The 21,193-nt window shown below is 69.6% G+C and carries 21 protein-coding genes, 1 tRNA gene and 1 other RNA gene; 14 read left to right on the top strand and 9 right to left on the bottom strand.

All coding sequences use genetic code 11. The features are described from left to right. Positions 1-47: 47 nt before the first annotated feature. The gene (locus AB0L65_RS30220) at positions 48-1,169 is read right to left on the bottom strand and encodes a hypothetical protein (protein ID WP_364251823.1); all 1,122 of its coding nucleotides are present in this window, start codon (positions 1,167-1,169) and stop codon (positions 48-50) included. A 269-nt stretch (positions 1,170-1,438) separates the two neighbouring features. Then, positions 1,439-1,523: transfer RNA gene (locus AB0L65_RS30215), tRNA-Ser, on the bottom strand. A gap of 86 nt (positions 1,524-1,609) precedes the next feature. On the opposite strand from AB0L65_RS30215, the gene ffs reads away from it, so the two are divergent. Together ffs and AB0L65_RS30205 are read left to right on the top strand one after the other, a co-directional pair. Next, positions 1,610-1,705, top strand: an RNA gene (gene ffs, locus AB0L65_RS30210) — signal recognition particle sRNA small type. Positions 1,706-1,736: 31 nt separating this feature from the next. Next, positions 1,737-4,220, top strand: a complete 2,484-nt coding sequence (locus AB0L65_RS30205) for a DNA polymerase III subunit gamma and tau (RefSeq protein ID WP_364251820.1) — start codon at positions 1,737-1,739, stop codon at positions 4,218-4,220. Between the two features lie 148 nt (positions 4,221-4,368). On the opposite strand, the gene AB0L65_RS30200 is transcribed toward AB0L65_RS30205, so the two are convergent. After that, positions 4,369-5,778 carry a GAF domain-containing protein gene (locus tag AB0L65_RS30200; protein ID WP_364251817.1) on the bottom strand — a complete coding sequence of 470 codons (1,410 nt, stop codon included), beginning with the start codon at positions 5,776-5,778 and terminating at the stop codon, positions 4,369-4,371. A 308-nt stretch (positions 5,779-6,086) separates the two neighbouring features. Here AB0L65_RS30200 and AB0L65_RS30195 point away from each other — a divergent pair, with 308 nt between their 5' ends. The 5 genes from AB0L65_RS30195 to AB0L65_RS30175 all read left to right on the top strand — a co-directional run bounded on the left by AB0L65_RS30195 (position 6,087) and on the right by AB0L65_RS30175 (position 9,973). Continuing rightward, positions 6,087-6,437, top strand: coding sequence for a YbaB/EbfC family nucleoid-associated protein (locus AB0L65_RS30195; protein ID WP_350724084.1), 351 nt, complete (start codon positions 6,087-6,089; stop codon positions 6,435-6,437). 2 nt (positions 6,438-6,439) lie between these two features. After that, positions 6,440-7,039, top strand: a complete 600-nt coding sequence (recR, locus tag AB0L65_RS30190; RefSeq protein ID WP_103957155.1) for a recombination mediator RecR — start codon at positions 6,440-6,442, stop codon at positions 7,037-7,039. Next, entirely contained in the window at positions 7,032-7,559 is a 528-nt protein-coding gene (locus AB0L65_RS30185) for a DUF5063 domain-containing protein (RefSeq protein WP_350724082.1), read from the top strand. The genes recR and AB0L65_RS30185 overlap by 8 nt, the downstream gene beginning before the upstream one ends. A gap of 84 nt (positions 7,560-7,643) precedes the next feature. Beyond that, positions 7,644-8,918, top strand: coding sequence for an aspartate kinase (locus AB0L65_RS30180; protein WP_364251814.1), 1,275 nt, complete (start codon positions 7,644-7,646; stop codon positions 8,916-8,918). Next, positions 8,915-9,973: an aspartate-semialdehyde dehydrogenase gene (locus AB0L65_RS30175; protein WP_364251811.1), complete on the top strand. Its 1,059-nt coding sequence runs from the start codon at positions 8,915-8,917 to the stop codon at positions 9,971-9,973. The genes AB0L65_RS30180 and AB0L65_RS30175 overlap by 4 nt, the downstream gene beginning before the upstream one ends. Before the next feature lie 113 nt (positions 9,974-10,086). On the opposite strand, the gene AB0L65_RS30170 is transcribed toward AB0L65_RS30175, so the two are convergent. Then, entirely contained in the window at positions 10,087-10,761 is a 675-nt protein-coding gene (locus tag AB0L65_RS30170; protein ID WP_364251808.1) for a hypothetical protein, read from the bottom strand. A gap of 451 nt (positions 10,762-11,212) precedes the next feature. On the opposite strand from AB0L65_RS30170, the gene AB0L65_RS30165 reads away from it, so the two are divergent. The 3 genes from AB0L65_RS30165 (at position 11,213) to AB0L65_RS30155 (ending at position 13,507) form a co-directional block, all read left to right on the top strand. Beyond that, positions 11,213-11,881: a TetR family transcriptional regulator gene (locus AB0L65_RS30165; RefSeq protein ID WP_350724074.1), complete on the top strand. Its 669-nt coding sequence runs from the start codon at positions 11,213-11,215 to the stop codon at positions 11,879-11,881. A gap of 62 nt (positions 11,882-11,943) precedes the next feature. Next, positions 11,944-12,906 (top strand): LLM class F420-dependent oxidoreductase, encoded by a 963-nt coding sequence (locus AB0L65_RS30160; protein ID WP_364251805.1) that lies wholly within the window; start codon positions 11,944-11,946, stop codon positions 12,904-12,906. A 247-nt stretch (positions 12,907-13,153) separates the two neighbouring features. Then, a complete protein-coding gene (locus AB0L65_RS30155) occupies positions 13,154-13,507 on the top strand; it encodes a YkvA family protein (RefSeq protein ID WP_364251802.1) in 354 nt (117 codons plus the stop codon). A gap of 7 nt (positions 13,508-13,514) precedes the next feature. On the opposite strand, the gene AB0L65_RS30150 is transcribed toward AB0L65_RS30155, so the two are convergent. The 4 genes from AB0L65_RS30150 to AB0L65_RS30135 all read right to left on the bottom strand — a co-directional run bounded on the left by AB0L65_RS30150 (position 13,515) and on the right by AB0L65_RS30135 (position 16,923). Beyond that, positions 13,515-14,711, bottom strand: coding sequence for an amidohydrolase family protein (locus tag AB0L65_RS30150; protein ID WP_350724068.1), 1,197 nt, complete (start codon positions 14,709-14,711; stop codon positions 13,515-13,517). Between the two features lie 163 nt (positions 14,712-14,874). After that, positions 14,875-15,618 (bottom strand): tyrosine-protein phosphatase, encoded by a 744-nt coding sequence (locus tag AB0L65_RS30145; RefSeq protein ID WP_364251799.1) that lies wholly within the window; start codon positions 15,616-15,618, stop codon positions 14,875-14,877. A 10-nt stretch (positions 15,619-15,628) separates the two neighbouring features. Further along, positions 15,629-16,414, bottom strand: coding sequence for an SURF1 family protein (locus AB0L65_RS30140; protein WP_364251796.1), 786 nt, complete (start codon positions 16,412-16,414; stop codon positions 15,629-15,631). Positions 16,415-16,455: 41 nt separating this feature from the next. Further along, positions 16,456-16,923 (bottom strand): helix-turn-helix domain-containing protein, encoded by a 468-nt coding sequence (locus AB0L65_RS30135; protein WP_364251793.1) that lies wholly within the window; start codon positions 16,921-16,923, stop codon positions 16,456-16,458. A 58-nt stretch (positions 16,924-16,981) separates the two neighbouring features. Here AB0L65_RS30135 and AB0L65_RS30130 point away from each other — a divergent pair, with 58 nt between their 5' ends. The 3 genes from AB0L65_RS30130 to AB0L65_RS30120 all read left to right on the top strand — a co-directional run bounded on the left by AB0L65_RS30130 (position 16,982) and on the right by AB0L65_RS30120 (position 19,118). Further along, positions 16,982-17,497, top strand: a complete 516-nt coding sequence (locus AB0L65_RS30130; protein WP_364251790.1) for a GNAT family N-acetyltransferase — start codon at positions 16,982-16,984, stop codon at positions 17,495-17,497. Further along, positions 17,494-18,084, top strand: a complete 591-nt coding sequence (locus tag AB0L65_RS30125; RefSeq protein WP_363978970.1) for a TetR/AcrR family transcriptional regulator — start codon at positions 17,494-17,496, stop codon at positions 18,082-18,084. Before AB0L65_RS30130 ends, AB0L65_RS30125 begins: the two co-directional genes overlap by 4 nt. A 74-nt stretch (positions 18,085-18,158) precedes the next feature. Next, on the top strand, positions 18,159-19,118 hold the full coding sequence (locus tag AB0L65_RS30120; RefSeq protein WP_364251787.1) for an NAD(P)-dependent oxidoreductase: 960 nt from the start codon (positions 18,159-18,161) through the stop codon (positions 19,116-19,118). A 13-nt stretch (positions 19,119-19,131) separates the two neighbouring features. Here AB0L65_RS30120 and AB0L65_RS30115 read toward each other — a convergent pair whose 3' ends face one another. Beyond that, a complete protein-coding gene (locus AB0L65_RS30115; protein ID WP_364251784.1) occupies positions 19,132-19,434 on the bottom strand; it encodes a hypothetical protein in 303 nt (100 codons plus the stop codon). A gap of 178 nt (positions 19,435-19,612) precedes the next feature. Between AB0L65_RS30115 and AB0L65_RS30110 the strand changes: the two genes are divergently transcribed. Continuing rightward, the gene (locus AB0L65_RS30110) at positions 19,613-21,004 is read left to right on the top strand and encodes a methyltransferase (RefSeq protein ID WP_364251781.1); all 1,392 of its coding nucleotides are present in this window, start codon (positions 19,613-19,615) and stop codon (positions 21,002-21,004) included. Positions 21,005-21,193 lie beyond the last annotated feature (189 nt).

Genomic DNA, 21,193 nt, shown 5'->3' with positions numbered 1-21,193 from the left:
CCCGGAACAAGAAGTAGGGCAGCGGGCGGGGCTGCAGCGCATAGGCTCTACCCGCTGCCTTCCTTCAGATCGGACGACGAATCCGGGAAACCTTTAGGGAGGATTAGTCCAACTGTGCCGTGTTTTGGGAAGCTCGGCGGCGTTGACCAATCTTTTGCGCCGAGAAAGGTTACCTTTGCGCCCATGAATTTGGCGTCATCCAGAGTGATACTTGAACCCTGGAACTCGGCGAAATGGAAGTCTATTACGCCTCCGCTAAGCTCTGCCCACTGAAAATTCACGGACCCGCTGATGAACCTCGCGAAGTTGAAATAGGTTATGCCTCCTCTAAATTTTGCCCCATTGAAGTAAACCTTAGCGCCCTCGAAGCTGGCGCCGTGAAACCATAGGTTGCAGTCTTCAAACTCTGCTCCCGTAAACTCAACCTCGCCGCCAGAGAACTTCGCTTGGTTGAAGCCTACGTTGCCTGACGCAAATCTGGCCCTAGCGAACGACGTTCGTCCAGCGGTGAACATTGCGCCACTGAAGTTGATGCTCCTTGCCGAGAAGACAGCCCCCGAGAAATCGCCGCCGTCGAAGACTACGCGTGTGAGATCTAGATCATGACCCTTCCAGGACACGGCAGTGCCTTCTTGGAGGCGGCTAGCAATAGCGCGGATGATGGCGTGTCGGACCTCGCGGTGTCCCTCGATGAATATTCGGTCGGCTTGAGGGATGTCTTTGGTTTCGGAAGTCCATTGCGGCATCCGCAGATAAGCGCATAGGACATCGATAACCATCTGCCTTAATTGGTGCGTAGGTGCGTCGTCTGCGAGGGCAGCCAGGGCTTGGATCGCTGCTAGTCGCACGGCAGGAGAATCGTGGCCTAGCATCTCTCCCGCTGAGGAGTAGCGTTCGTTGAATAGCTTTGTAACTTCTCGCTGCTCGGTAGCTTCTGCACGCAATTCGGCAGCCTCGACAACCTTCTGTCGACGGTAAGCCACGATCACTGCTATGACGGCGCCCGCACCGGCAGTCACGCCGAAGGAGATCTTCACCAGGTCCAGGAGGACGGTCAGGGACAGGCCGCTGGTAGGTGGGCTAAGTGCTGGGAAGCCGATCAGCCAGAGGGCGATCACGAGAGCTGCCGATGCCAGCAAGATGGAGCCCGTCAAGGCCAGAGCGATCACAAGGCCGATTCGAGCGAGCCTGAGGCGAGGACGACGCTCTGGCCACGAGTTGACTGAATCTGTGGACCTCTGCACGCATCCAGGATGCAACGCCGAGAGACTGGACGCTTGGGTTTCGTTGGCTCCTGGCGACTCGTCGCGTAGGGGCGCGAGTGGGCGCTGCTTGTGGCCAGGGGAACCCAAGTGAGACCCAAACTGAGACCCGACATAGCGAAAGGGGCCGACTTGGATGGGGTCGGCCCCTTCGCGTTTACTGCCTCAACCAGGCGCGGAGGATAGGGGATTTGAACCCCTGATAGGTTGCCCTATACACGCTTTCCAAGCGTGCGCCCTCGGCCACTAGGCGAATCCTCCGCCGACGAGCTTACCGGACTTCTGGGCGTGTGCAGACCACCTTTTCCGGTGTGGAGCGAGCACTGCGTCATCCGGCTAGACTGTGCAGGGACCCCTCGCGCGGCGTCATCCTGTGAACCTCCCCAGGGCCGGAAGGCAGCAAGGATAAGCGGGCTCTGGCGGGTGTGCGAGGGGTCTCTTCGTTGAGAGCCCCCTCGCAGGCGGGATGGTCGCATGAGCCTTGCGCTTTACCGCAAGTACCGGCCCGGGACGTTCGCCGAGGTCAAGGGTCAGGAGCACGTCACAGACCCGCTGCGGCAGGCGTTGCGTACGAGGCGGATCAACCACGCCTACCTGTTCAGCGGCCCCCGCGGGTGTGGCAAGACCTCCAGCGCGCGCATCCTGGCGCGCTCTCTCAACTGCGAGCAGGGGCCGACGCCTGACCCGTGCGGTGTCTGCGAGTCGTGTGTCGCGCTCGCCCCCACCGGTCCTGGCCACCTCGACGTCATCGAGATCGACGCCGCCTCGCACGGTGGCGTGGACGACGCGCGCGACCTGCGTGAGCGGGCGTTCTTCGCCCCCGTCTCCGCGCGCTACAAGATCTACATCATCGACGAGGCGCACATGGTGACCCGGGAGGGTTTCAACGCGCTGCTCAAGCTCGTCGAGGAGCCCCCGCCGCACCTGAAGTTCATCTTCGCGACGACCGAGCCGGAAAAGGTCATCGGCACGATCAAGTCGCGTACCCACCACTACCCGTTCAGGCTGATGCCGCCCGCGACGCTCCGCGCGCTGCTGGAGGAGATCCTCAACTCCGAGAGCGTGCCCTTCGAGCCCACCGCGCTGCCTCTGGTCGTACGGGCGGGCGCGGGCTCGGCGCGTGACTCGCTGTCGATCCTCGACCAGCTCCTCGCCGGGGCCGAGGAGGACGGCATCACCTATGCCAAGGCCGTCTCCCTGCTCGGCTACACCGACGGCGACCTGCTCGACGAGGTCGTCAACGCGTTCGCGGCGCGTGCCGGCGGGCAGGTGTTCCACGCGGTCAACCGGGTGATCGAGGGCGGCCACGACCCCCGCCGCTTCGCCTCCGACCTGCTCGAACGCTTCCGTGACCTGGTCATCCTGGCGAACGTCCCCGAGGCGGCGTCGAGCGGGCTGCTCGACCGGCCCGCCGATGAGTTGGAGCGCCTGGTTCAGCAGGCCGCTTCGATGGGCCCGGCGGAGCTCACCCGCGCGGCCGAGGTCTTCAACGCCGGTCTCACCGAGATGCGCGGGGCCACCTCGCCTCGGCTGCTGCTGGAGCTGATGTGCGCGCGCGTCCTGCTTCCGGGGGCCGCGCAGGGTGAGGAGGCGTTGCTCGCCCGTCTCGAGCGGCTGGAGCGTGGTGGGGCTGTCGCTCAGATGGCCGCCGCCAGGGTCGCCGCCCCACCCGTCCCTTCCGTGGCTTCTGTCCCGCCTGTCTCCGCCCCGCCCGTTTCTGGTCCAGCCGGTACGGCCGATCCCGGTTCGGTGTCCATCCCTCGACCGGGCGTCTCGTCCGGGCAGAGTGGCGTGCCGGCCCCGGCGGGTGCTGGGAGCGCGGGTGAAGCGGCGGTGGGTGGCCAGGGTCCGGCTGCAGTCGGTTCCGGTGCGGCAGGGGGTGACGACTGGCCTGAGCCGGCTCGTCCCGGTTCGCCTTCCGTGCCACAGGCGGCCCCAGCGGCAGGCGGCGCGCCCCAGGCGGCCGGCGGCGGCCAGCCCGGTGGCGGCGCTCCCACCGGGAGTGGGGCGGGAGCCCTACAGGCGCAGTGGGCCGCCGTGCTGGCCTCGCTCAAGCAGCGCAGCATCGTCGTCTGGGCGAACGTGAGCACCAACGCCCAGGTCGTGGGTGTGGAAGGCAACATCGTCACACTGGGCTTCACCCAGGTCGGCGCGATGAAGAACTTCACGGGCGGCGGCAAGGACGCCGTCGTGGCCGGTGCGCTCGGCGACGTGCTCGGCGGCACGTGGCGCGTCGAGGCGGTCGTCGGCGGCTCCCCGGCCCCCGGCGGCGGCTCCGCGTCCCGGGGCGCTCCCCGCCCGCCCGCGCACAGCGGCCCGGCGGGAGGTCACGGCCCGGCGGGAGGTCACGGCGCGGCGCCCGGTTCGGCCGGCCCGCACGCCGCCCCCGCCGGCTCGACCGGTCCGCACGCCGCCTCCGGCTCGGCCGGTCCGCCTTCCGCCCCCTCCGGCGTGCCCGGACCCACCGGCGCCTCCGGTGCCCAGGGCGGGGCGGGCGCCCAGCCGGGGGCTCACGTTTCCCAGGGGCGTACGGCCTCCCACGGCGGGTCCCACGAGGACGGGGACGCCCAGGAGGCCGGCCCAGGCCACCCCGCGGCCGGGTCCACCGGACGTCAGACCACGGACGAGTCCTGGCCCGACGCCCCCGACGACCTCAGCCCCGGCTCACCGCCGGCCCCCGACCCCACGAACACCGTCTCCGTCGTCGCGGTCGGCAACGGGATGGCCGCCGCGAAGTCGGCGGCGCGGGCCGCGGCCCAGGCGGGTCCGCGCGTTCCGGCCGCCCGTGGCAGCGCCGCGGCCTGGCCGGAGAGCGTCCCCACCCGCAACAAGGGCCCGGAGTCGGACGACGTCGACCCTCTGAACGACGTCGACGCCGACGTGGACGCGGTCTCCGGTATGGCCCTGCTGGAGCGTGAGCTCGGCGCCCGGGTGATCGGCGAGATCGACCACAGCTGAGACCGCACCGAAGGCCGCGCCTGAGGCCACGGTGAAGGCCGTGCCGGAGATCGTGCCTGAGACCGCACTGAAGGCCGCGCTGAAGGCCGTGCCTGAGACCACACCGAGGGCCGTGCCGGAAGACCACGCCTGAGGCAGCGTCTGAGCGTCAGGGGCAGAGCCGGGAGCGGGCGGCCGCGGAGCGGGGGTCGGTGGAGGGAAGGGCGGCCAGGCGCTCCAGGACCTCGTAGTCGTCCCGGCCGCTGCAGGTCTGCGCGTACGTCCACAGCTCGTCCGGCGACCCGTGCCGCAGCAGGCACACGCGTACCTGCGCCTCCAGCTCGTCCCGCTCGCGGCGGATCTCCGGCGACTCCGAGCGGAGCAGCAGCGGGCCCCGGTACGCGCAAGCCAGCGCGCGGGAGTCGTTGGCCGACAGGTGGCGGCGTACCTCCAGGAAGTCGGCCTCCAACGGGCAGGTCAGCCGGTACGGCTTGGCCGCGATGGCCTCCCCGAGCTGGGCCCGCAGCCGGTGGATCTCCGCCCTGATGGTCACCGGGTTGCCGTCGTCGCCGTAGAGGTGGAACGAGAGCTGCTCGGCCGTCAGCCCGTGCGGATGCAGCGCGAGCAGGGCCAGGATCTCGGCGTGCCGGAGCGAGAGCGGCCGGTCGAGCTCGCCGAACGTGGCTACCGGCTGCCCCTCGCCGAGGAAGGACAGGACGAGCGTGGGAGGCGCCGCGGACGGCGTGAGACGCAGGAGGAAGCCGTCGGAGAACGGCTCCAGCACGGCGGCGGAACCGTCCTGGAGTATCACCCGTCGGCCGGACAGGCGGATGCGCTCGCCCAGGGAGCCGGCCGGGTCGCCGGAGAGCACGCGACCGGTGGCAGACAGCAGGACCCCGTGCCGCCCGCGCAGGGACTCGAAGCGGCGGCGCAGGCGCTCGTCGCGTTCGTACATGCGCAGCGCGAGCTGGGTCTCGGTGAGCTTGGCCGTGGCCGCGACCAGCGCGACGGTCGCGGGGTGCAGGCTGCGCGAGGTGCCGCTGACGTCGACGCAGCCGACGATCTGGCCCGAGTCCGGGTCGGTGATCGGGGCGGCGCTGCACGACCAGATGTGCAGCACCCGCATGAGGTGCTCCTCCGAGTAGACGTGCACGGGCCGGCCCGCTTCGAGCGCGGTGCCGATGCCGTTGGTGCCGACCGTGCCCTCGGCCCACTGGTGCCCGTCGGCCAGACCGATCTGGTCTGCCCGGCGCATGATCGCGTGGTTGCCCTCGCGCCACAGCACCCGTCCGCCGCCGTCGGTGACGATCAGGACCTCGTCGGCCAGGCTGGACAGCGTCTGGGCGATGAGGGGCAGCAACGGCTGCAACGGGTGCGCCTGGCGGACGTCCTTGATGTGGGAAAGGTCGTAGACCAGGGGCGCGCTCTTGCCCTCCGGGTCGATCCCGGCCTCCAGCGACCGCTCCCAGGAGGCGGTGATCAGGCGGCGGGGCGGCTCCGGAGGCACGCGGCCGGCCGCCGCCGCTTCGTGCGCTCCGCGTAGCAGGCGCGAGTACGCGTCGAGGTCTGCGTAACTCATCGGTCACTCCAAGTAGTCAACAAAGAGCATCCGTCCTGCGGGCGGTCCGCGCAACCCCTAAGGGGGGATTGCACAGGGTGATTGAATGAACGCAACGTGTGTGCAACGTCAGGGTCGCTAACTTCTTGTGGCAACGCGTCGGCGTGGTGCGGCCGCTCCGCCGACGTGGTGGCCGGGTCTCGGACGCTGGAGGGGGGCCGAGATCCGGCCAAAAAACATCCCAGGTAGGGCTGCACCAGTACAGGACGACGCCCAAACCCCGTAGGCTCGTGGCAGTCAAGAACCGGAGCCACGAGGAGCGCACGACGGTGAACCCAGGGGATGTCAACCTGCAGCAGCTGCTGGAGCAGGCCCAGCTCATGCAGCAGCAGCTTGTGAGCGCCCAGCAGGAGCTCAACGACGCGCAGATCGAGGGCTCATCGGGCGGTGGCCTTGTCACGGCCGTGGTCAACGGCTCAGGTGAGCTGCTGGAGCTCAGGATCGACCCGAGCGTGATCGACGCCGGGGACGCGCAGGACACCGCGGACACGATCGCCGACCTGGTGATCGCGGCCGTCCGCGACGCCGTCCGCGCCGCGGCCGATCTGCAGCAGGAGAAGCTCGGCCCGCTGGCCCAGGGGCTGGGTGGCGGCGGCCTCGGACAGTTGCCAGGGTTCTAGGCATGTACGAGGGGGTCGTCCAGAACCTGATCGACGAGCTGGGCCTGCTGCCCGGCGTCGGTCCCAAGAGCGCGCAGCGGATCGCGTTCCACCTGCTGGCGGCCGATCCGGCCGACGTCAAGCGGCTCGCGCACGCGCTGCTGGAGGTCAAGGAGAAGGTCCGTTTCTGCCGCGTCTGCGGAAACGTGGCCTCCGAAGAGGAGTGTCGGATCTGTCGTGACCCGCGCCGCGACACCCACGTGATATGTGTGGTGGAGGAGTCGAAGGACGTCGTCGCGATCGAGAAGACGCGCGAGTTCCGTGGCACGTACCACGTGCTCGGCGGCGCGATCAGCCCGATCGACGGTGTCGGCCCCGACGACCTGCGCATCCGCGAGCTCATGACACGTCTGGCGGATGGTCGGGTCACCGAGCTCATCCTCGCCACCGATCCCAACCTCGAGGGCGAGGCGACGGCTACCTACCTCGCCCGTCTGGTCAAGCCGATGGGCATCAAAGTGACACGACTGGCCAGCGGTCTGCCTGTGGGCGGTGACCTCGAGTACGCCGACGAGGTGACCTTGGGCCGCGCTTTCGAAGGACGGAGGCTGCTGGATGTCTGACCAGTGGAACGCGCTGGCCGAAGAGATCTCCGGGCACGCGCAGGACTACGTCGACGGCCTGACCAGGGTCGCCGGCGGCGAGGGCGGCGACGCCATCTGGTCGCTGCTGCTGGTGGAGGTCGCGCAGGTCAGCCTGGCCGGCGCCAAGCTCGGGGCCAACCGCGACGTGATTCTCGCGGGCAACTACGAGCCGGCCATGAGCGAGGACCCCGACATCGACGGCGTCCGCACCGCGCTGGCCGAGCGGCTGCGGCCGGTCGACGACTACGCCGAGGTGTTCGACCCATACAAGGACACCGGCGTCACGCCCTACCGGCTCTCGGACGACCTGACCGCGGTCGCCGCCGATCTCATCCACGGCCTGCGCCACTACCACGCGGGGCGGCCCCATGAGGCGCTCTGGTGGTGGCAGTACTCCTACTTCAACACCTGGGGCAACCACGCGGGCGCCGCGATGCGCGCCCTCCAGGCCCTGGCCGCGCACTCGCGTCTGGACGTCGCCGAGGAGACGACCGTCTGATCGTCCAGATAGTGGTACAGCCCATCGGGTTCATGAGAAGCCCCCAGTAGACTGGCAGCTCACAGTCCAAACCGGGAGACTCTCGTGGCGCTCGTTGTGCAAAAGTACGGTGGTTCGTCCGTCGCCGACGCGTCCTGCATCAAGCGGGTCGCGCAGCGGATCGTCGCGACGAAAAAAGCCGGCAACGACGTGGTCGTGATCGTCTCCGCCATGGGCGACACGACGGACGAGCTGCTCGACCTGGCCGAGCAGGTGTCGCCGCTGCCCCCGGGCCGCGAGCTCGACATGCTGCTGACCTCGGGCGAGCGCATCTCGATGGCCCTGCTGGCGATGGCGATCGCCAACCTCGGCCACGAGGCCCGTTCGTTCACCGGCTCGCAGGCAGGTGTGATCACCGACTCCATCCACGGCAAGGCGCGCATCATCGACGTGACGCCCAGCCGCATCCGTGAGGCGATCGACCTGGGCAACATCGCGATCGTGGCCGGCTTCCAGGGCGTCTCGCAGGACACCAAGGACATCACCACGCTGGGCCGCGGCGGGTCCGACACCACGGCGGTGGCGCTGGCGGCGGCCCTGCAGGCCGACGTGTGCGAGATCTACACCGACGTCGACGGCGTGTTCACCGCCGACCCCCGCATCGTGCCGGCGGCGCGGCAGATCCCCAGGATCTCGTACGACGAGATGATGGAGATGGCCGCGTGCGGCGCGAAGATCCTGCATCTGCGCTGCGTCGAATACGCTCGCCGGTTCGACCTGCCGATTCACGTACGCAGCTCGTTCAGCACCAAGGAAGGCACCTGGGTCGTCTCCGACCCTTACACCGAAGGAACCGAGATGGAGCAGCCGATCATCTCCGGCGTCGCACACGACCGGAGCGAGGCCAAGATCACAGTTGTCGGGGTCCCCGACAAGGTCGGAGAGGCTGCCTCGATCTTCAAAACGCTGGCCGACGCCGAGATCAACATCGACATGATCGTGCAGAACGTCTCGGCCGCGGCCACGGGCCGCACGGACATCTCCTTCACGCTGCCGACGGCCGACGCCCAGACGGCGCTGTCGTCGCTGAAGAAGATCCAGGGTCAGATCGGTTACGAGTCGCTGCTCTTCGACGACCAGATCGGGAAGGTGTCGCTGATCGGCGCGGGCATGCGCTCGCATCCCGGCGTCACGGCGACGTTCTTCGCGGCCCTCGCCGACGCGGGGGTCAACATCGAGATGATCTCCACCTCGGAGATCCGCATCTCGGTGGTCGTCGAGCAGGACGGTGTCGACACGGCCGTGCAGGCTGCCCACCGCGCGTTCTCGCTCGACGCCGACCAGGTCGAAGCCACGGTGTACGGAGGTAGTGGACGATGAGCAGGCCTACACTTGCCCTGATCGGGGCCACCGGCGCCGTGGGCACCGTCATGCGCGACATCGTGTCGTCGCGTGAGGACATCTGGGGCGAGATCCGTCTCGTCGCCTCGCCGCGTTCGGCGGGCAAGGTGCTTCGGGTGCGCGGCGAGGACGTCGTGGTGCAGGCCCTCGCGCCCGAGGTGTTCGACGGCATCGACATCGCGATCTTCGACGTGCCGGACGAGGTGTCGGCGGTGTGGGTGCCGATCGCGGCCGAGCGCGGCGCGATCGTGATCGACAAGTCGGGGACGTTCCGGATGGAGCCGGACGTGCCGCTGGTCGTGCCCGAGGTCAACCCGCTCGACGCCCGCAGCCGGCCGCGCAACATCATCTCGACCCCCAACTGCACGACGCTGTCGATGATGGCGGCGATGGGGGCGCTGCACGCCGAGTTCACGCTCACGGAGCTGGTCGTCGCCTCCTACCAGGCGGTGTCGGGCGCCGGTGTGGCGGGTTCGGCGCGGCTCTACGACGAGATCGAGGCACTGGCGGGCGACCGCACGATCGGCCAGGCGGCCGGTGACGTACGCAAGGTGCTGGCCAACAAGCTGCCCGACGACTCGCCGTTCCCCGCGCCGATCGCGTTCAACGTGGTGCCGTGGGCCGGCTCCTACAAGGACGGCGGCTGGGCCTCCGAGGAGCTCAAGCTCCGCAACGAGTCCCGCAAGATCCTCGGCATCCCCGACCTCAAGGTCTCCTCGACCTGCGTGCGCGTGCCGGTGATCACGACTCACTCGCTGGCCGTGCACGCGCGGTTCGAGCGTGAGATCACGGTCGCCGACGCTCATCGCGTCCTGGAGGCGGCGCCGACGGTGGTCCTCATGGACGACCCGGCCAACGGGGTCTACCCGACGCCTCTCGACGTGGTGGGTAACGACCCGACCTACGTGGGCCGCATCCGTCAGGCGATCGACTTCCCCAACACGCTCGACCTGTTCGTGTGCGGTGACAACCTGCGCAAGGGCGCGGCGCTCAACGCGGCGGAGATCGCCGAGCTGGTCGCGGGCGAGCTGTAACCTCATCCGGATGGTGTGACGCCGTGCGTTCCGCACGGCGTCCACCGTTCGAGGCTGTCCAGGTGGTGTGACGCCGTGCGCTCCCCGCACGGCGTACCCTCACCCGGGCTCTGTCACCGGAAGAGGATGTCCCAGTGGTCGCTCTCGTCGGCGAAGACGGTGCCTGAGCCGGAACGGTAGAGCCGGGCCCCGTCGCTGCGCACGCCGGCCTTCGCGTGGTAACGCGTGATGTGCCGGTCGATGCAGGTGTTGTGAGAGATGTCGAGCTTGTAGCCGTTGCCGTGGCTGTACTGCCCGGGCGCGTGGCCCGCTTCCGTGCCACCCGTCACCATGATCGGGCAGCCGCTCTCGCGCTTCAGCTCGATCATCCGGGCGATGGTCCCGGTCCGCACCGAGTCGAGCGACGTGCAGTGGTGCACGTGCTTGCTGGAGCAGTTGCCGGTCGACTTCATCCGCACGCCCCCGCTCCTCAGCCAGCCGGTGGCCAGGCCGTGGGACATGTGCATGGCCCCGAAGCGCGGCAGGACACGCGTCAGATCGACTTCAGAGCGCCTGAGCGCCGCGCGCGGCCGCACCCGGGGCATTCGGGCCACTCTGGCACGTACGCGGCTCTTGGCGGATCTGGTGGCCGGAGATCGCGGTGCCATCGCCGGCGGGTCGATGACCGTCAGCTGCGCGGGCCCGTGCAGGCGGGGCGGCGTCCAGTCGTCGGGCGGTCCCTCCTGTTCGTCGGCCGAGTCGCTGAAGGGCCAGCCTGGCGTGGCGGTGATGTCCTCACCGGCCGCCATGAGCCGATCGAACGCCCAGGTCCGGCCCGGGTCCGACCCGGACTCCTGCTCCGAGCCCTCGGACTCGGCCGATTTTTGGCTGTCCGGCGCAGCCGACCCTTCGGGGTGGGTGGCGGCTGAAGCGGCCGAGGCCAGCGCGATTATGGTTATCTCAATGCCGAGGAGTGCGACTACTGCGAGGCGCACTGTTCCACGTATCCACATGTCGATGCCTTTTCGCGGAAATAGCCCTTCCGCCTGAAACGACAATCCCACCTTTCGCAGGAGATAACTCATGCCGCAGGTGCAACTTTGCCTTGTGGCGGTGATCACCGTGCGGCTACATGACCTTGGACTGCAAAACCTGCTAGATTTGACTGCTGCTATGGCCCTGACCAGACACAACAGAGGGACAGCAGCCTGATGAGCGGGTTTTCTGCCCGACGCCCGATCACGACGTAAAGTGACGAACGTGTCCGAAGCCCGAAACCGAGGATCGGAGAGCACCCGAGACGTCATCGTCGAGACGGCATTGCGGTTGTTCAGGGAGCGCGGTTTCGACGCGACCACGATGCGTGCCATCGCCGCCGAGGCCGGGGTGTCCGTGGGTAACGCCTACTACTACTTCGAGAGCAAGGAGGCGTTGATCCAGGCGTACTACGACCGCGCCCAGGCCGAGCACGAGGAGGCGTGCAGGGAGTTCCTGGCCACCGAGACGTCGTTCGCGGCCAGGTTGAGCGGGGTGCTACGCGAGTGGGTACGCGTCTCCGAGCCTTACCACGAGTTCGCCGTGAAGTTCTTCAAGCACGCGGCCGAGCCCACCAATCCGCTGAGCCCGTTCAGCAAGCAGTCGTCCCCGGCCCGTGAGGCCTCCATCGAGATCTACCGCCAGGTCGTCGAGGGATCGCGGGACCGCATGAACGCCGAGCTGCGTGAGGAGCTGCCCGAGCTGCTCTGGCTGCTGTCCATGGGCATGGTGCTGTTCTGGGTGCACGACACCTCGCCGGGCTGCGCGCGTACGTACCGGCTGATCGAGGTGACGGTGCCGCTGGTGGACCGGCTGGTCGGGCTGTCGCATCTGCCCGGGTTGAGGGGGATCACGAAGGACTTCATCGCGGCGGTCCACGAGTTGCGAGCCTAGGACGCCATACCGGTCGGTTGGTAGGGTGGAGCGGCCGCTGCGGACGCGCTTGGAGGCCGTGAATGAGTCGCAACTGGGGTATGACCATCCCCTTCTACGATCGCCCGCTGTCGAAGTCGCAGGAGCTGATCGCGGAGCTGCCCGAGCTGGGCTACACCGACGCGTGGTCCGCCGAGGTCAACGGGGCCGACGGGTTCGTGCCGCTGGCGATGGCCGCGCAGTGGGCGCCGGGGATCAGGCTGGGCAGCGCCATCGTGCCCGTCTCGACACGCGGCCCGGGGCTGCTGGCCATGTCCGCGGCCACGCTGGCCGACCTGGCGCCCGAGCGGTTCGTGCTGGGCATCGGCGCCTCGTCGCCGGCGATCGTCGAGCGGTGGAACGCGGGGCGGTTCGACAAGCCCTACGCGCGCACGCGCGACACGCTGCGCTTCCTGAAGAAGGCGCTGGCCGGGGAGAAGGTTTCGGAGACGTACGAGACGTTCGAGATCAAGGGGTTCAAGCTGGAGCGGGCCCCCGAGCTCCCGCCGAAGATCGTGCTGGCTGCGCTGCGGCCCAGGATGCTCCACCTCGCCGCGGCGGAGGCCGACGGCGCGATCACCAACTGGCTCTCACCCGACGACGTGCGCAAGGTGCGCGCCGAGATCGGGGAGGGCACCGAGCTGATCGCGCGCCTGTTCGTCTGCGTCAGCGAGGACGTCGACCGCGTGCGTGAGATGGCCAGGTGGATGCTGGCCACCTACCTGACCGTCCCGGTGTACGCCGCCTTCCACGACTGGCTGGGCCGGGGCGAGGTGCTGCGGCCCATGCACGAGGCCTGGCAGGCCGGCGACCGGCAGGCGGCGCTCAAGGCGATCCCCGACGAGGTGGTCGACGCCCTGATCGTGCACGGCGACGCGGCCACCTGCCGGGCCAGGATCCAGGAGTACGTGGACAACGGCCTCGACACCCCCGTCCTCGCGCCCGTCCCGGGCGGTGAGATCTCCATAGAGCAGGCCGTGCGAGCCCTGGCCCCACGAGGGCAGTAGGGGGCCATGCACGACGTGCTGAGGCTGGACGCGGCAGGCGGGTGAGCCCTGCAGCGCGGGCTCGGCCGTGCGCGACGGCGGTGGCGGCCGGGAGGGAGGACCTGCTCGTCCGGGTGGCCGTCGCAGATCGAGCGGGCCAGGCCGTTCGAGCACGCTGCGCTGCGCTGGCCCCTTCCGGGAGCAGGCCAGGAACTCATGGCGGTCCCGACGCGTTATGTCGTGAGAAGCCGGGGGTAGGGGGTTCCTCATGATGGCGAAGGCAGCACGGGCAGCGGCGGCCTGGCGGACTTACCGCGACGTGACCAAGCCGGGGTCGCCCGGCCTGATGACCAGGGTCCGGGCGATCCCGCGGATGGTCGGCGCGGTCATGCGCGGACAGTACGCGGGCATGGGCAAGGGCAAGCTCTCCATGCTCGGGCTCGGCGTGGTCTACATCCTGTCACCCGTCGACGCGGTGCCCGACTTCCTGGTGATGATCGGCGTGGTCGACGACTTCGGCGTGTTCCTGTGGCTCGCCGCCACGCTGCTCGGTGAGAGCGGCCGCTACGTCGAGCACGAGCGCAACGTCATCCAGGCCAGGCTGGTCGAGGAAGAGGGCTAGATCCGGGCTAGATCTCCTCCATCCGCAGCCAGGCGCGTGAGGGCAGCGGGTGGCCGAAGAGGCGGGCGGCGTTGCCGTAGGCGACCCTGGCGATGTCGGCGGGCGGGAGCGTTCCGAGATTGCGCGCCACGGACTTCTGCGTGTCGGGCCAGGTCGAGTCGGAGTGCGGGTAGCCGCTCTCCTGCAGCACGTGGTCGAGCCCGACCGCGAGCCGCACGCCGGACAGCGCGTGGTCGTCGAGCGTGCCGAAGAAGAAGTTGCGGCGCAGCACCTCGCTGGGCTTGAGCCCGCCCTCCCACGACGCCTCGCTCGCGACCGGGTGGTCGAGGGCGTAGTCGGCGCGCTCGGCCAGCATGGGCAGCCAGCCCACGCCGCCCTCGACGATGAGGAGGCGCAGCGAGGGGAAGCGCAGCGGCACGCCCGACCAGAGCCAGTCGGCGCAGGCGAACATCGCGCTGGTCGGCATCAGCGTGGTGATGGCCTCGATGGGCGTGTCGGGCGAGGGCACCGGGGACCACGACGAGTCGCCCGTGTGCAGGGCGACCACCGTGCCGGTCTCCTCGCAGGCGGCGAAGAACGGGTCCCAGTGGCCGGAGTGGATCGACGGCAGCCGCAGCCGGGTCGGGAACTCGGGGAAGACCACGGCCTTGAAGCCGCGGGCGGCGTTGGCGCGGATCTCCTTGGCGGCCACGTCGGGATCGGGCAGCCACGGGAGCTGCAGGCCGATGATGCGCTCGGGATAGGTGCCGGCCCAGACGTCGATGTGCCAGTCGTTCCACGCCTTGACCAGGGCCAGACCGAGCTCCTGGTCGCGGGTCCTGGCGAATGGCATGCCGGACTGCCCGGCCAGCATGCCGGGGAAGCACAGCGCGGCCCAGATGCCCGCCAGGTCCATGTCCTCGACGCGGGCCTCGATGTCGTGGCAGCCGGGGCGCATGTTCTCGAACCTGATGGGGTCGAGCGTGCGCTGCTCGCGGGGCAGCCCGGCGCCCACGTCGATGCCGGCGCACGGGTATGTCGCCCCGCCGTAGCGCCAGACCTGGTGGCCCGCCTCCGTATCCACGACCTTGGGCGCGACATCGGCATATTTCTCCGGCAGCCGCCCTTCGAACAGGTCGGGAGGCTCGATCAGGTGATCGTCGGCGGAGATGATCACGTAGTCGCGCCGCCTCGGGTCAGGGTCGGGGAGCAGCGGCGTAGTCACGCAGGTAACCGTACGACGGCGGGATAACGTCGAACAAGCTGCGACGTATCCGTTGGGTATCCGAGATCTTCGACCCGGGACCGCCGGGAGGGGGGTCGCCGGGCGGTCCCAGGCCAGGGATGGGCCCCTCACCTGGACGCAGCAGGTGGGACCCGGCCTGCCACTACCCCTCGGAGTCCGGTTCAGTCAGCAGGTGGCCGCGTAATTCGGAAACGGTGGCCGGGGAAATGTTCAGGACTTGTGTGACATACGTCTCGATCGAGCCGTGCCGCGCCGTCAGGTCGCCGAGGAAGAGGCGCATGGCCTCCGCGGGCGCCAGGCCGAACCCCGGCCACATGGGCGCGTCGGGGTGCCTGCTGCGCCAGCTGGCGACGAACCGCTCGGTGGCCAGCCCGGTGAGCGCGTAGTCCGCCACGATGTCGTCCTCGCCCACGCCCACCAGTGACAGGACGAGCGCGGCGAGCACCCCGGTGCGGTCCTTGCCGGCCGCGCAGTGGATCACCACAGGGGCGTTGTCGGCCCGCGCGATCGTCTCCAGGGCCGTCCTGAGGTTCTCGACGCCGTCCTCGGTCGTCTCCAGGTAGCGGTCGGCGAGGTATCGACCGACCCCGCTCTTCTCGTCGTAGACCGTGACGTCCCAGCGGCGCCCCTCGATGGGCAGGTTCTGGTAGCTCTGCCCCTCGGCGTCCGGGACGCGGCCCCCCTTCTCGACCTCGTACGCGTGCCGCAGGTCGATGACCGTACGCACGCGCAGCTCGCGGAAGGTCCTGAGATCGTCTCCGGCCAGCCAGCCGAGCGCGTCGGCCCGATAGAGCCGCTGCCATTGGACCGTGCGCCCGTCATGGGCGGCATATCCACCTACGTCGCGGAAGTTGAAGATGTTGGCGAACTCAATGTGGCGGATCACCCTCAACACCTTAATTGGCGGCGGTGACAGACTCCTTGGACGAATCGCCGGCCTTCCGCTCGGCCACCTCGCGGCGGATCAGCAGGACCCAGCCGGCCAGGGCGATGCCGATGAACAGCCACCACTGGACCCCGTAGGCCAGGTTGAGGCCGCCGCCCGCGCCCACGTCAGGCTCGGGCACCGGGGCCGGTGCCGTGGCGGGCGGGGGCGCCTGCTCGGTCAGCTCCACGTAGCCGCCCACCAGCCGGTACGGCAGCCCCTTGCCGATCTTGTCGGCGTTGATCAGCAGGACCTGCCCGGCCGGCAGCCCGGAGCGCTCCCGGATGCCGCTGGAGTCCTCGGTCTCGCTGAGCCGTAGCCGCCCGGTGACATTTACCTGTCCTGTGGGCGGAGCGGGCACCTCGGGCGTGGCGTCGGCGGTGGCGCCCGCCTTGACCCAGCCCCTGTTGACGATCACCGCCGTGCCGTTGCCGGTGACGAGGGGCGTCAGGACGTAGAAGCCGTTCTGGCCCTCCTGGGGGCGCCGGCGTACGAGGAGGGCGTGGGACGGGTCGTACGTGCCCGAGACCGTGACCTTCCGGTACCGGTCATCCGCGCGGACCTGCCGCCCCGGGACCGCCAGCCGCTCCAGCGGCACCGGCGCGGCCTCGATGTTGGCCGTGACCCGCTCGCTGTTGGCCGAGCGCTCCTCGAAGCGCCCGAACTGCCACCGCCCGAGGAACACGAAAGCGGGGATGACCAGCAGCACCACCACGTGGAGCGCGAGCCATCGGGGCGTCAGCAGGAACCGGTACACGCTTCAAGGGTAGGCACCGGAGGGGGTGCCCCCTCACGCGCCTAGGCGCTTCTGAGCTGGGCCCCCGAACCCGGCACCGGGGTCACCTCGCGCGGCCCGCTCACGTCGTGGCCGTCCGCGCACCGGAAATGCTGCTCGATGGGGGCCCCGCAGTCGCGGTGGGTCAGCAGCACCGCCGGCCCGTCCTCGTCCGCCAGGTATTTGTCGCCCCAGTGCATGAGCGCGACCAGGAGGGGATAGAGGTCGCGGCCCTTGTCCGTGAGCCGGTATTCGTCGCGCTGACGCTGGCCGGGCTCGCGGTAGGGCTCCTTGCGCAGCAGGCCCTCGTCGACCAGCCGGGCGAGCCGGGCGCTGAGCACCTGGCGGGGGGCGCCGGTGATCGCCTGCATGTCGGCGAACCTCCGCACGCCGTTGAACGCCTCGCGCAGCACCAGGAAGGTCCACTTCTCCCCGACGATGTCCAGGGTGCGCTCGATCGAGCAGTTGTCCACCCGGAAGGGAACGTTCATTGCCCCATTATATCTGAGTTCATTTGACAGACTCAGCGCTCACGGGCAGGCTGAGTCTATGCAGGGAACCCAGATCCGCCCCGCGCGCCCGGACGACGAGGAACGGATCAGACGCTTCCTGGCGGGGCTGTCGCTCCACACGCAGACGCTCCGCTTCTTCACCGGCGTCAGCACCCCCGCCGCGGGGCTGGTGCGCACGCTGCTCGCGCTGGACGAGCGCCGCGACGCGCTCGTCGCGATCACGGAGAGCGGCGAGATCGTCGGCCACGCCATGAGCTTCAGGGGCGGCTGCGCCGACGTGGAGGTCGCCGTGGTCGTGGCCGATCAGTGGCAAGGTCAGGGGATCGGGCCCAGGCTGATCGACGTGCTGCTGCTCAGGGCCTCCGTACGGGGTGCGCGGACCGTGGGCATGGACGTGCTGGGGGAGAACCGGCGCGTCCTGAGACTCGTCCGCCGGCTCTGGCCGGACGCCGAGATGAAGGTGACTTCCGGATCGGTGGAGGTGACCGCTATGATCGATCCAGTCGGCCTATTTGCGGAACAAGGTTCTGTTGGCACACCATTGACAGCGTGAAGAGTGCCAAGAACGGACGCGACGGCCGTACCCGCATCATCGAGGGTGCCCTCCGCCGCTTCAGTCAGGACGGGGTCTCGGCCACCACGCTGGCCAGCCTCCGCGAGGAGAGCGGCGTCAGCGTCGGCAGCTTCTACCACCACTTCGCCAGCAAAGAGCATGTCTTCGGCGTGCTGTACGCGGAGATCCTGACCGCCTACCAGGCGGCCTTCCTCGCCGAGCTGGTCAGCCACGAGGAGGCCCGCGACGGCATCGAGGCCGTCGTGGCCTTCCACATGCGGTGGGCCGGCGAGCACCCGGAGAGGGCCAGGCTGCTGGTCAGCGAGCGACCGCCGCGCAAGCACGAGCCGGGCGGCGCGGAGGTGGCCGAGGCCCGGCGCGGGTTCTTCCGCCAGGTCTCCGACTGGTGGCGGCCGCACATGAAGAACGGCCTGCTCCAGCCCGTCCACCCGACCATGTGCTACGTGCTGTGGCTGGGGCCCGCGCAGGAGATGTGCCGCCTGTGGTTCGCGGGCGCCCACACGCCCACGGAAGAGGAGATCAAGGGGCTGGGCGCCGCCGCCTGGCAGAGCCTCCGCCAGCAATGACAGGCCCCCGCAAGGGGCCTGACCAGCGCGGGGAGCGATGATCCGGGCACCGTCTGTGGTGTTATTGTCCACTTGTGACTCGACCTCGGGCGCTGGCACTGCCCGCTATGCCGGAGAGCGCGCTCGCCCGCTTGGGCGAGGTAGCCGACCTGGCCGAGGTTCCCGCGCGTCCCAGCCTCGGCTTCACCGACGAGCAGCTCGCCGACCTGGTCATCGAGACCGGCGCGACCGTGCTCATCACCGACGGCGACCAGGTTCGCACGTCGGTGCTCGCCCTGCCCCTCGACGTGGTGGCCGTCATGGGCCCGACCACCAGCGTGGACCTGGCGCTGGCCGCCGAGTACGGGGTGACCGTCCTGCACGCCGCCGACCGTGACCCCGAGTCGGTGGCCGAGCTCACGCTCGCGCTGATGTTCGCCGTCAGCCGGAACATCGTGGCCGCGGACCGGGAGGTGCGCCAGGGGCGCGTCGGCAAGGTGCCGCCCGCCCAGCGCCACCGCGGCAGGCGGCTGAGCGGAAGGACGCTCGGCATCGTGGGCCTGGGCCGCGTCGGCAGGGCCGTGCGCTGGCGCTGCGAGGGCCTGGGCATGCGGGTGATCACCTGCGATCCGTTCGTCCCCGAGGCCACCCACGCCCTGCCCGCCCTGCTGGCGGAGGCGGACGTGGTGTCGCTGCACGTGCCGCTGACCGGCGAGACGCGGGGTTTCTTCGGCTACCCCGAGTTCGGCGCGATGCGGCCGGGCTCCATCTATCTCAACACCTCGCGCGGCGCGCTGCACGACCTGACGGCGCTGGTCAACGCGCTGCGCCAGGGCCAGGTGGGCGGCGCGGGGCTCGACCATTTCGAGGGCGAGTGGCTCGATCCGGCCCACCCCCTGACGCGCCTGCCGAACGTGGTGCTGACGCCCCGCCTGGGCGAGGCCACGGGGGAGAGCCGGGAGGAGCTGGCCGGGATGCTGGTGGAGGACATCGCCCGATTGCTGCGCGGCGAGCGGCCCGCCCACGCCTGCGTGCCCGCCCTGCCGTTCGCCTGATCCGCCCGGGCCGTCATGCGGGCTGGCGGAGGCGGGTGTGGACGCGCCAGCTCGCCCGGTCGAGCGAGATGTCCAGCCGCAGGTCGCCGCGGTGCCTGCGCAGGCCGGGCACGCGGACCCGGTCGTGCACGGCGAACCTGCCCCGATACGGATAGCCGAACCCCAGCTCGCCGGGCAGCACCCGCAGGTCGTCGCGGTTGCCGCAGCGCGGGCACGTCCAGGACACCAGGTCCATGCCGCGGTTGTAGTCGGAGCAGGCGCGGAAGTATTCGTCAGGTCCGAACCGGGACTCGCAGGCCAAGCAAGGGATCAGCATGGGTCCGCTCCTCGGGGCGACGTGGCGACTCCTTAGAGATACCGCTCACTACTTGTCCGCCGCTTGCAGAACGCTTGGGTGTCTAAGTAACAGTATGAGCACTGTCAGTGTCGGGAAACAGTGTGAGCACCGTCGGTATCGGACCATGCGGGAGTGTCCGTGGTGAAAGGATGGACTTGTGGAACGACTGCGCCATCACCTCCTGGAGACCGACTACACGATCGACGGCGTACGTGAGCGGCTGGGCAGCATGGCGGCCTCGGCCCTGGCCAGGGAGGAGCTGGTGCCGGCCCTGCGCGCCACCGCCGACCTCGATCCGCTGGCGGCGTCGATCAGGCTGTGGTGGCTAGGCGTTCCCGTCCCCGCCGCGTCCCTCGCCCCGGAGGTCCTCGACTCGGGACTGGTCAGGGCCGACGGCGACCAGGTGACCGCGACCGTGCACCTGCAGCCCTGGGAGACCGGCGGCTACCTCGTCTCCGACCGCAAGGTGCGCCCCGGCGACCCGGCGCTGCGTCCTGACCACGTGGTCGGGGCCGGCGGCGCCTCGGCCAACCTGGCCCAGCTCGCGACCCGCCGTCCGGTGGGGCGCGCGCTCGACCTTGGCACCGGCTGCGGAGTGCAGGTGCTGCACCTGGCCGGGCGGGCCGAGCACATCGTGGCCACCGACGTGAACCCGCGGGCCGTCGAGCTGGCCAGGCTGAGCTGGGAGCTGTCCGGCGTCTCCGGCGTGGAGGCACGTACGGGGTCGATGTTCGAGCCGGTCGAGGACGAGCTGTTCGACCTGGTCGTGAGCAACCCCCCGTTCGTCCTCGGCCCCGGGGGCGGCCTGACCTACCGCGAGGCCGGCGGCGACGGCTTCTGCCGCGACCTCGTACGCCGCACGCCCGGCCACCTCAACCCCGGCGGCCAGGCCCACTTCCTGGCCAACTGGCTGCACGTCGAGGGCGAGGACTGGCACGACCGCGTGGGTGGCTGGCTGCGCGAGACGGGCTGTGACGCCTGGGTGGTCCAGCGCGACGTGCAGGACCCGGCCGAGTACGTCGAGCTCTGGCTCAGGGACGCCGCCGAGCAGGGCACGAAGGCGTACGCCGAGCACTACGACCGCTGGCTGGCCTGGTTCGACGAGCGGAAGGTCGAGGGCATCGGGTTCGGCTGGATCACCATGCGCAACTCCGGCACGCTCGACCCGGTCGTCCGCGTCGAGCACCTGGACCACCTGGTCTCGCTCCCGGTCGGCGACTACGTGGACTCCGTGCTCGACGCCATCGCCACCGCGCACCGCGTCAAGGAGCTGGACACGGCGCTCCTGCGCACCGCCGACGGCCTGCTCGACGAGCGCATCGGCCTGCCGGGCGCGGAGGACCCCATCCGCATCGTGCTGCGCCAGACGCAGGGCCTGCGCCGCAGCAGGGAGGTCGGCACGGTGGAGGCCGCGCTGGCCGGGGTCTGCGACGGCGAGCTGGCGCTCGGCCCTCTGCTCAATGTGATCGCCGAGCTGGTCGGCGACGGTGAGATCCTCGACTCCGACGCGGTCAGGCCGCTGATCGCGGAGGGTTACTTCCTGCTTTAATCGCCCGTCAATTGGACGTTGAGCGCTCGGGTGGAGGCTCATGGCCAAGACACGGACCCCGGGGGGTTCGAGGGCCGTGTCAGGTCCGGCCGGTCGTCTAAGGTGAGGCGGCTAGCCACTACGCGGAGCATCCGGATAACCGGGCCCCCTAGCGACGCGTGGTGGCGACAGATGACCGGCCGGGCTGCA

Source organism: Nonomuraea sp. NPDC052116 (genome assembly GCF_040680035.1).
Taxonomy (GTDB): domain Bacteria; phylum Actinomycetota; class Actinomycetes; order Streptosporangiales; family Streptosporangiaceae; genus Nonomuraea; species Nonomuraea angiospora_A.
This window is presented reverse-complemented; position numbering and strand designations above follow the sequence as displayed.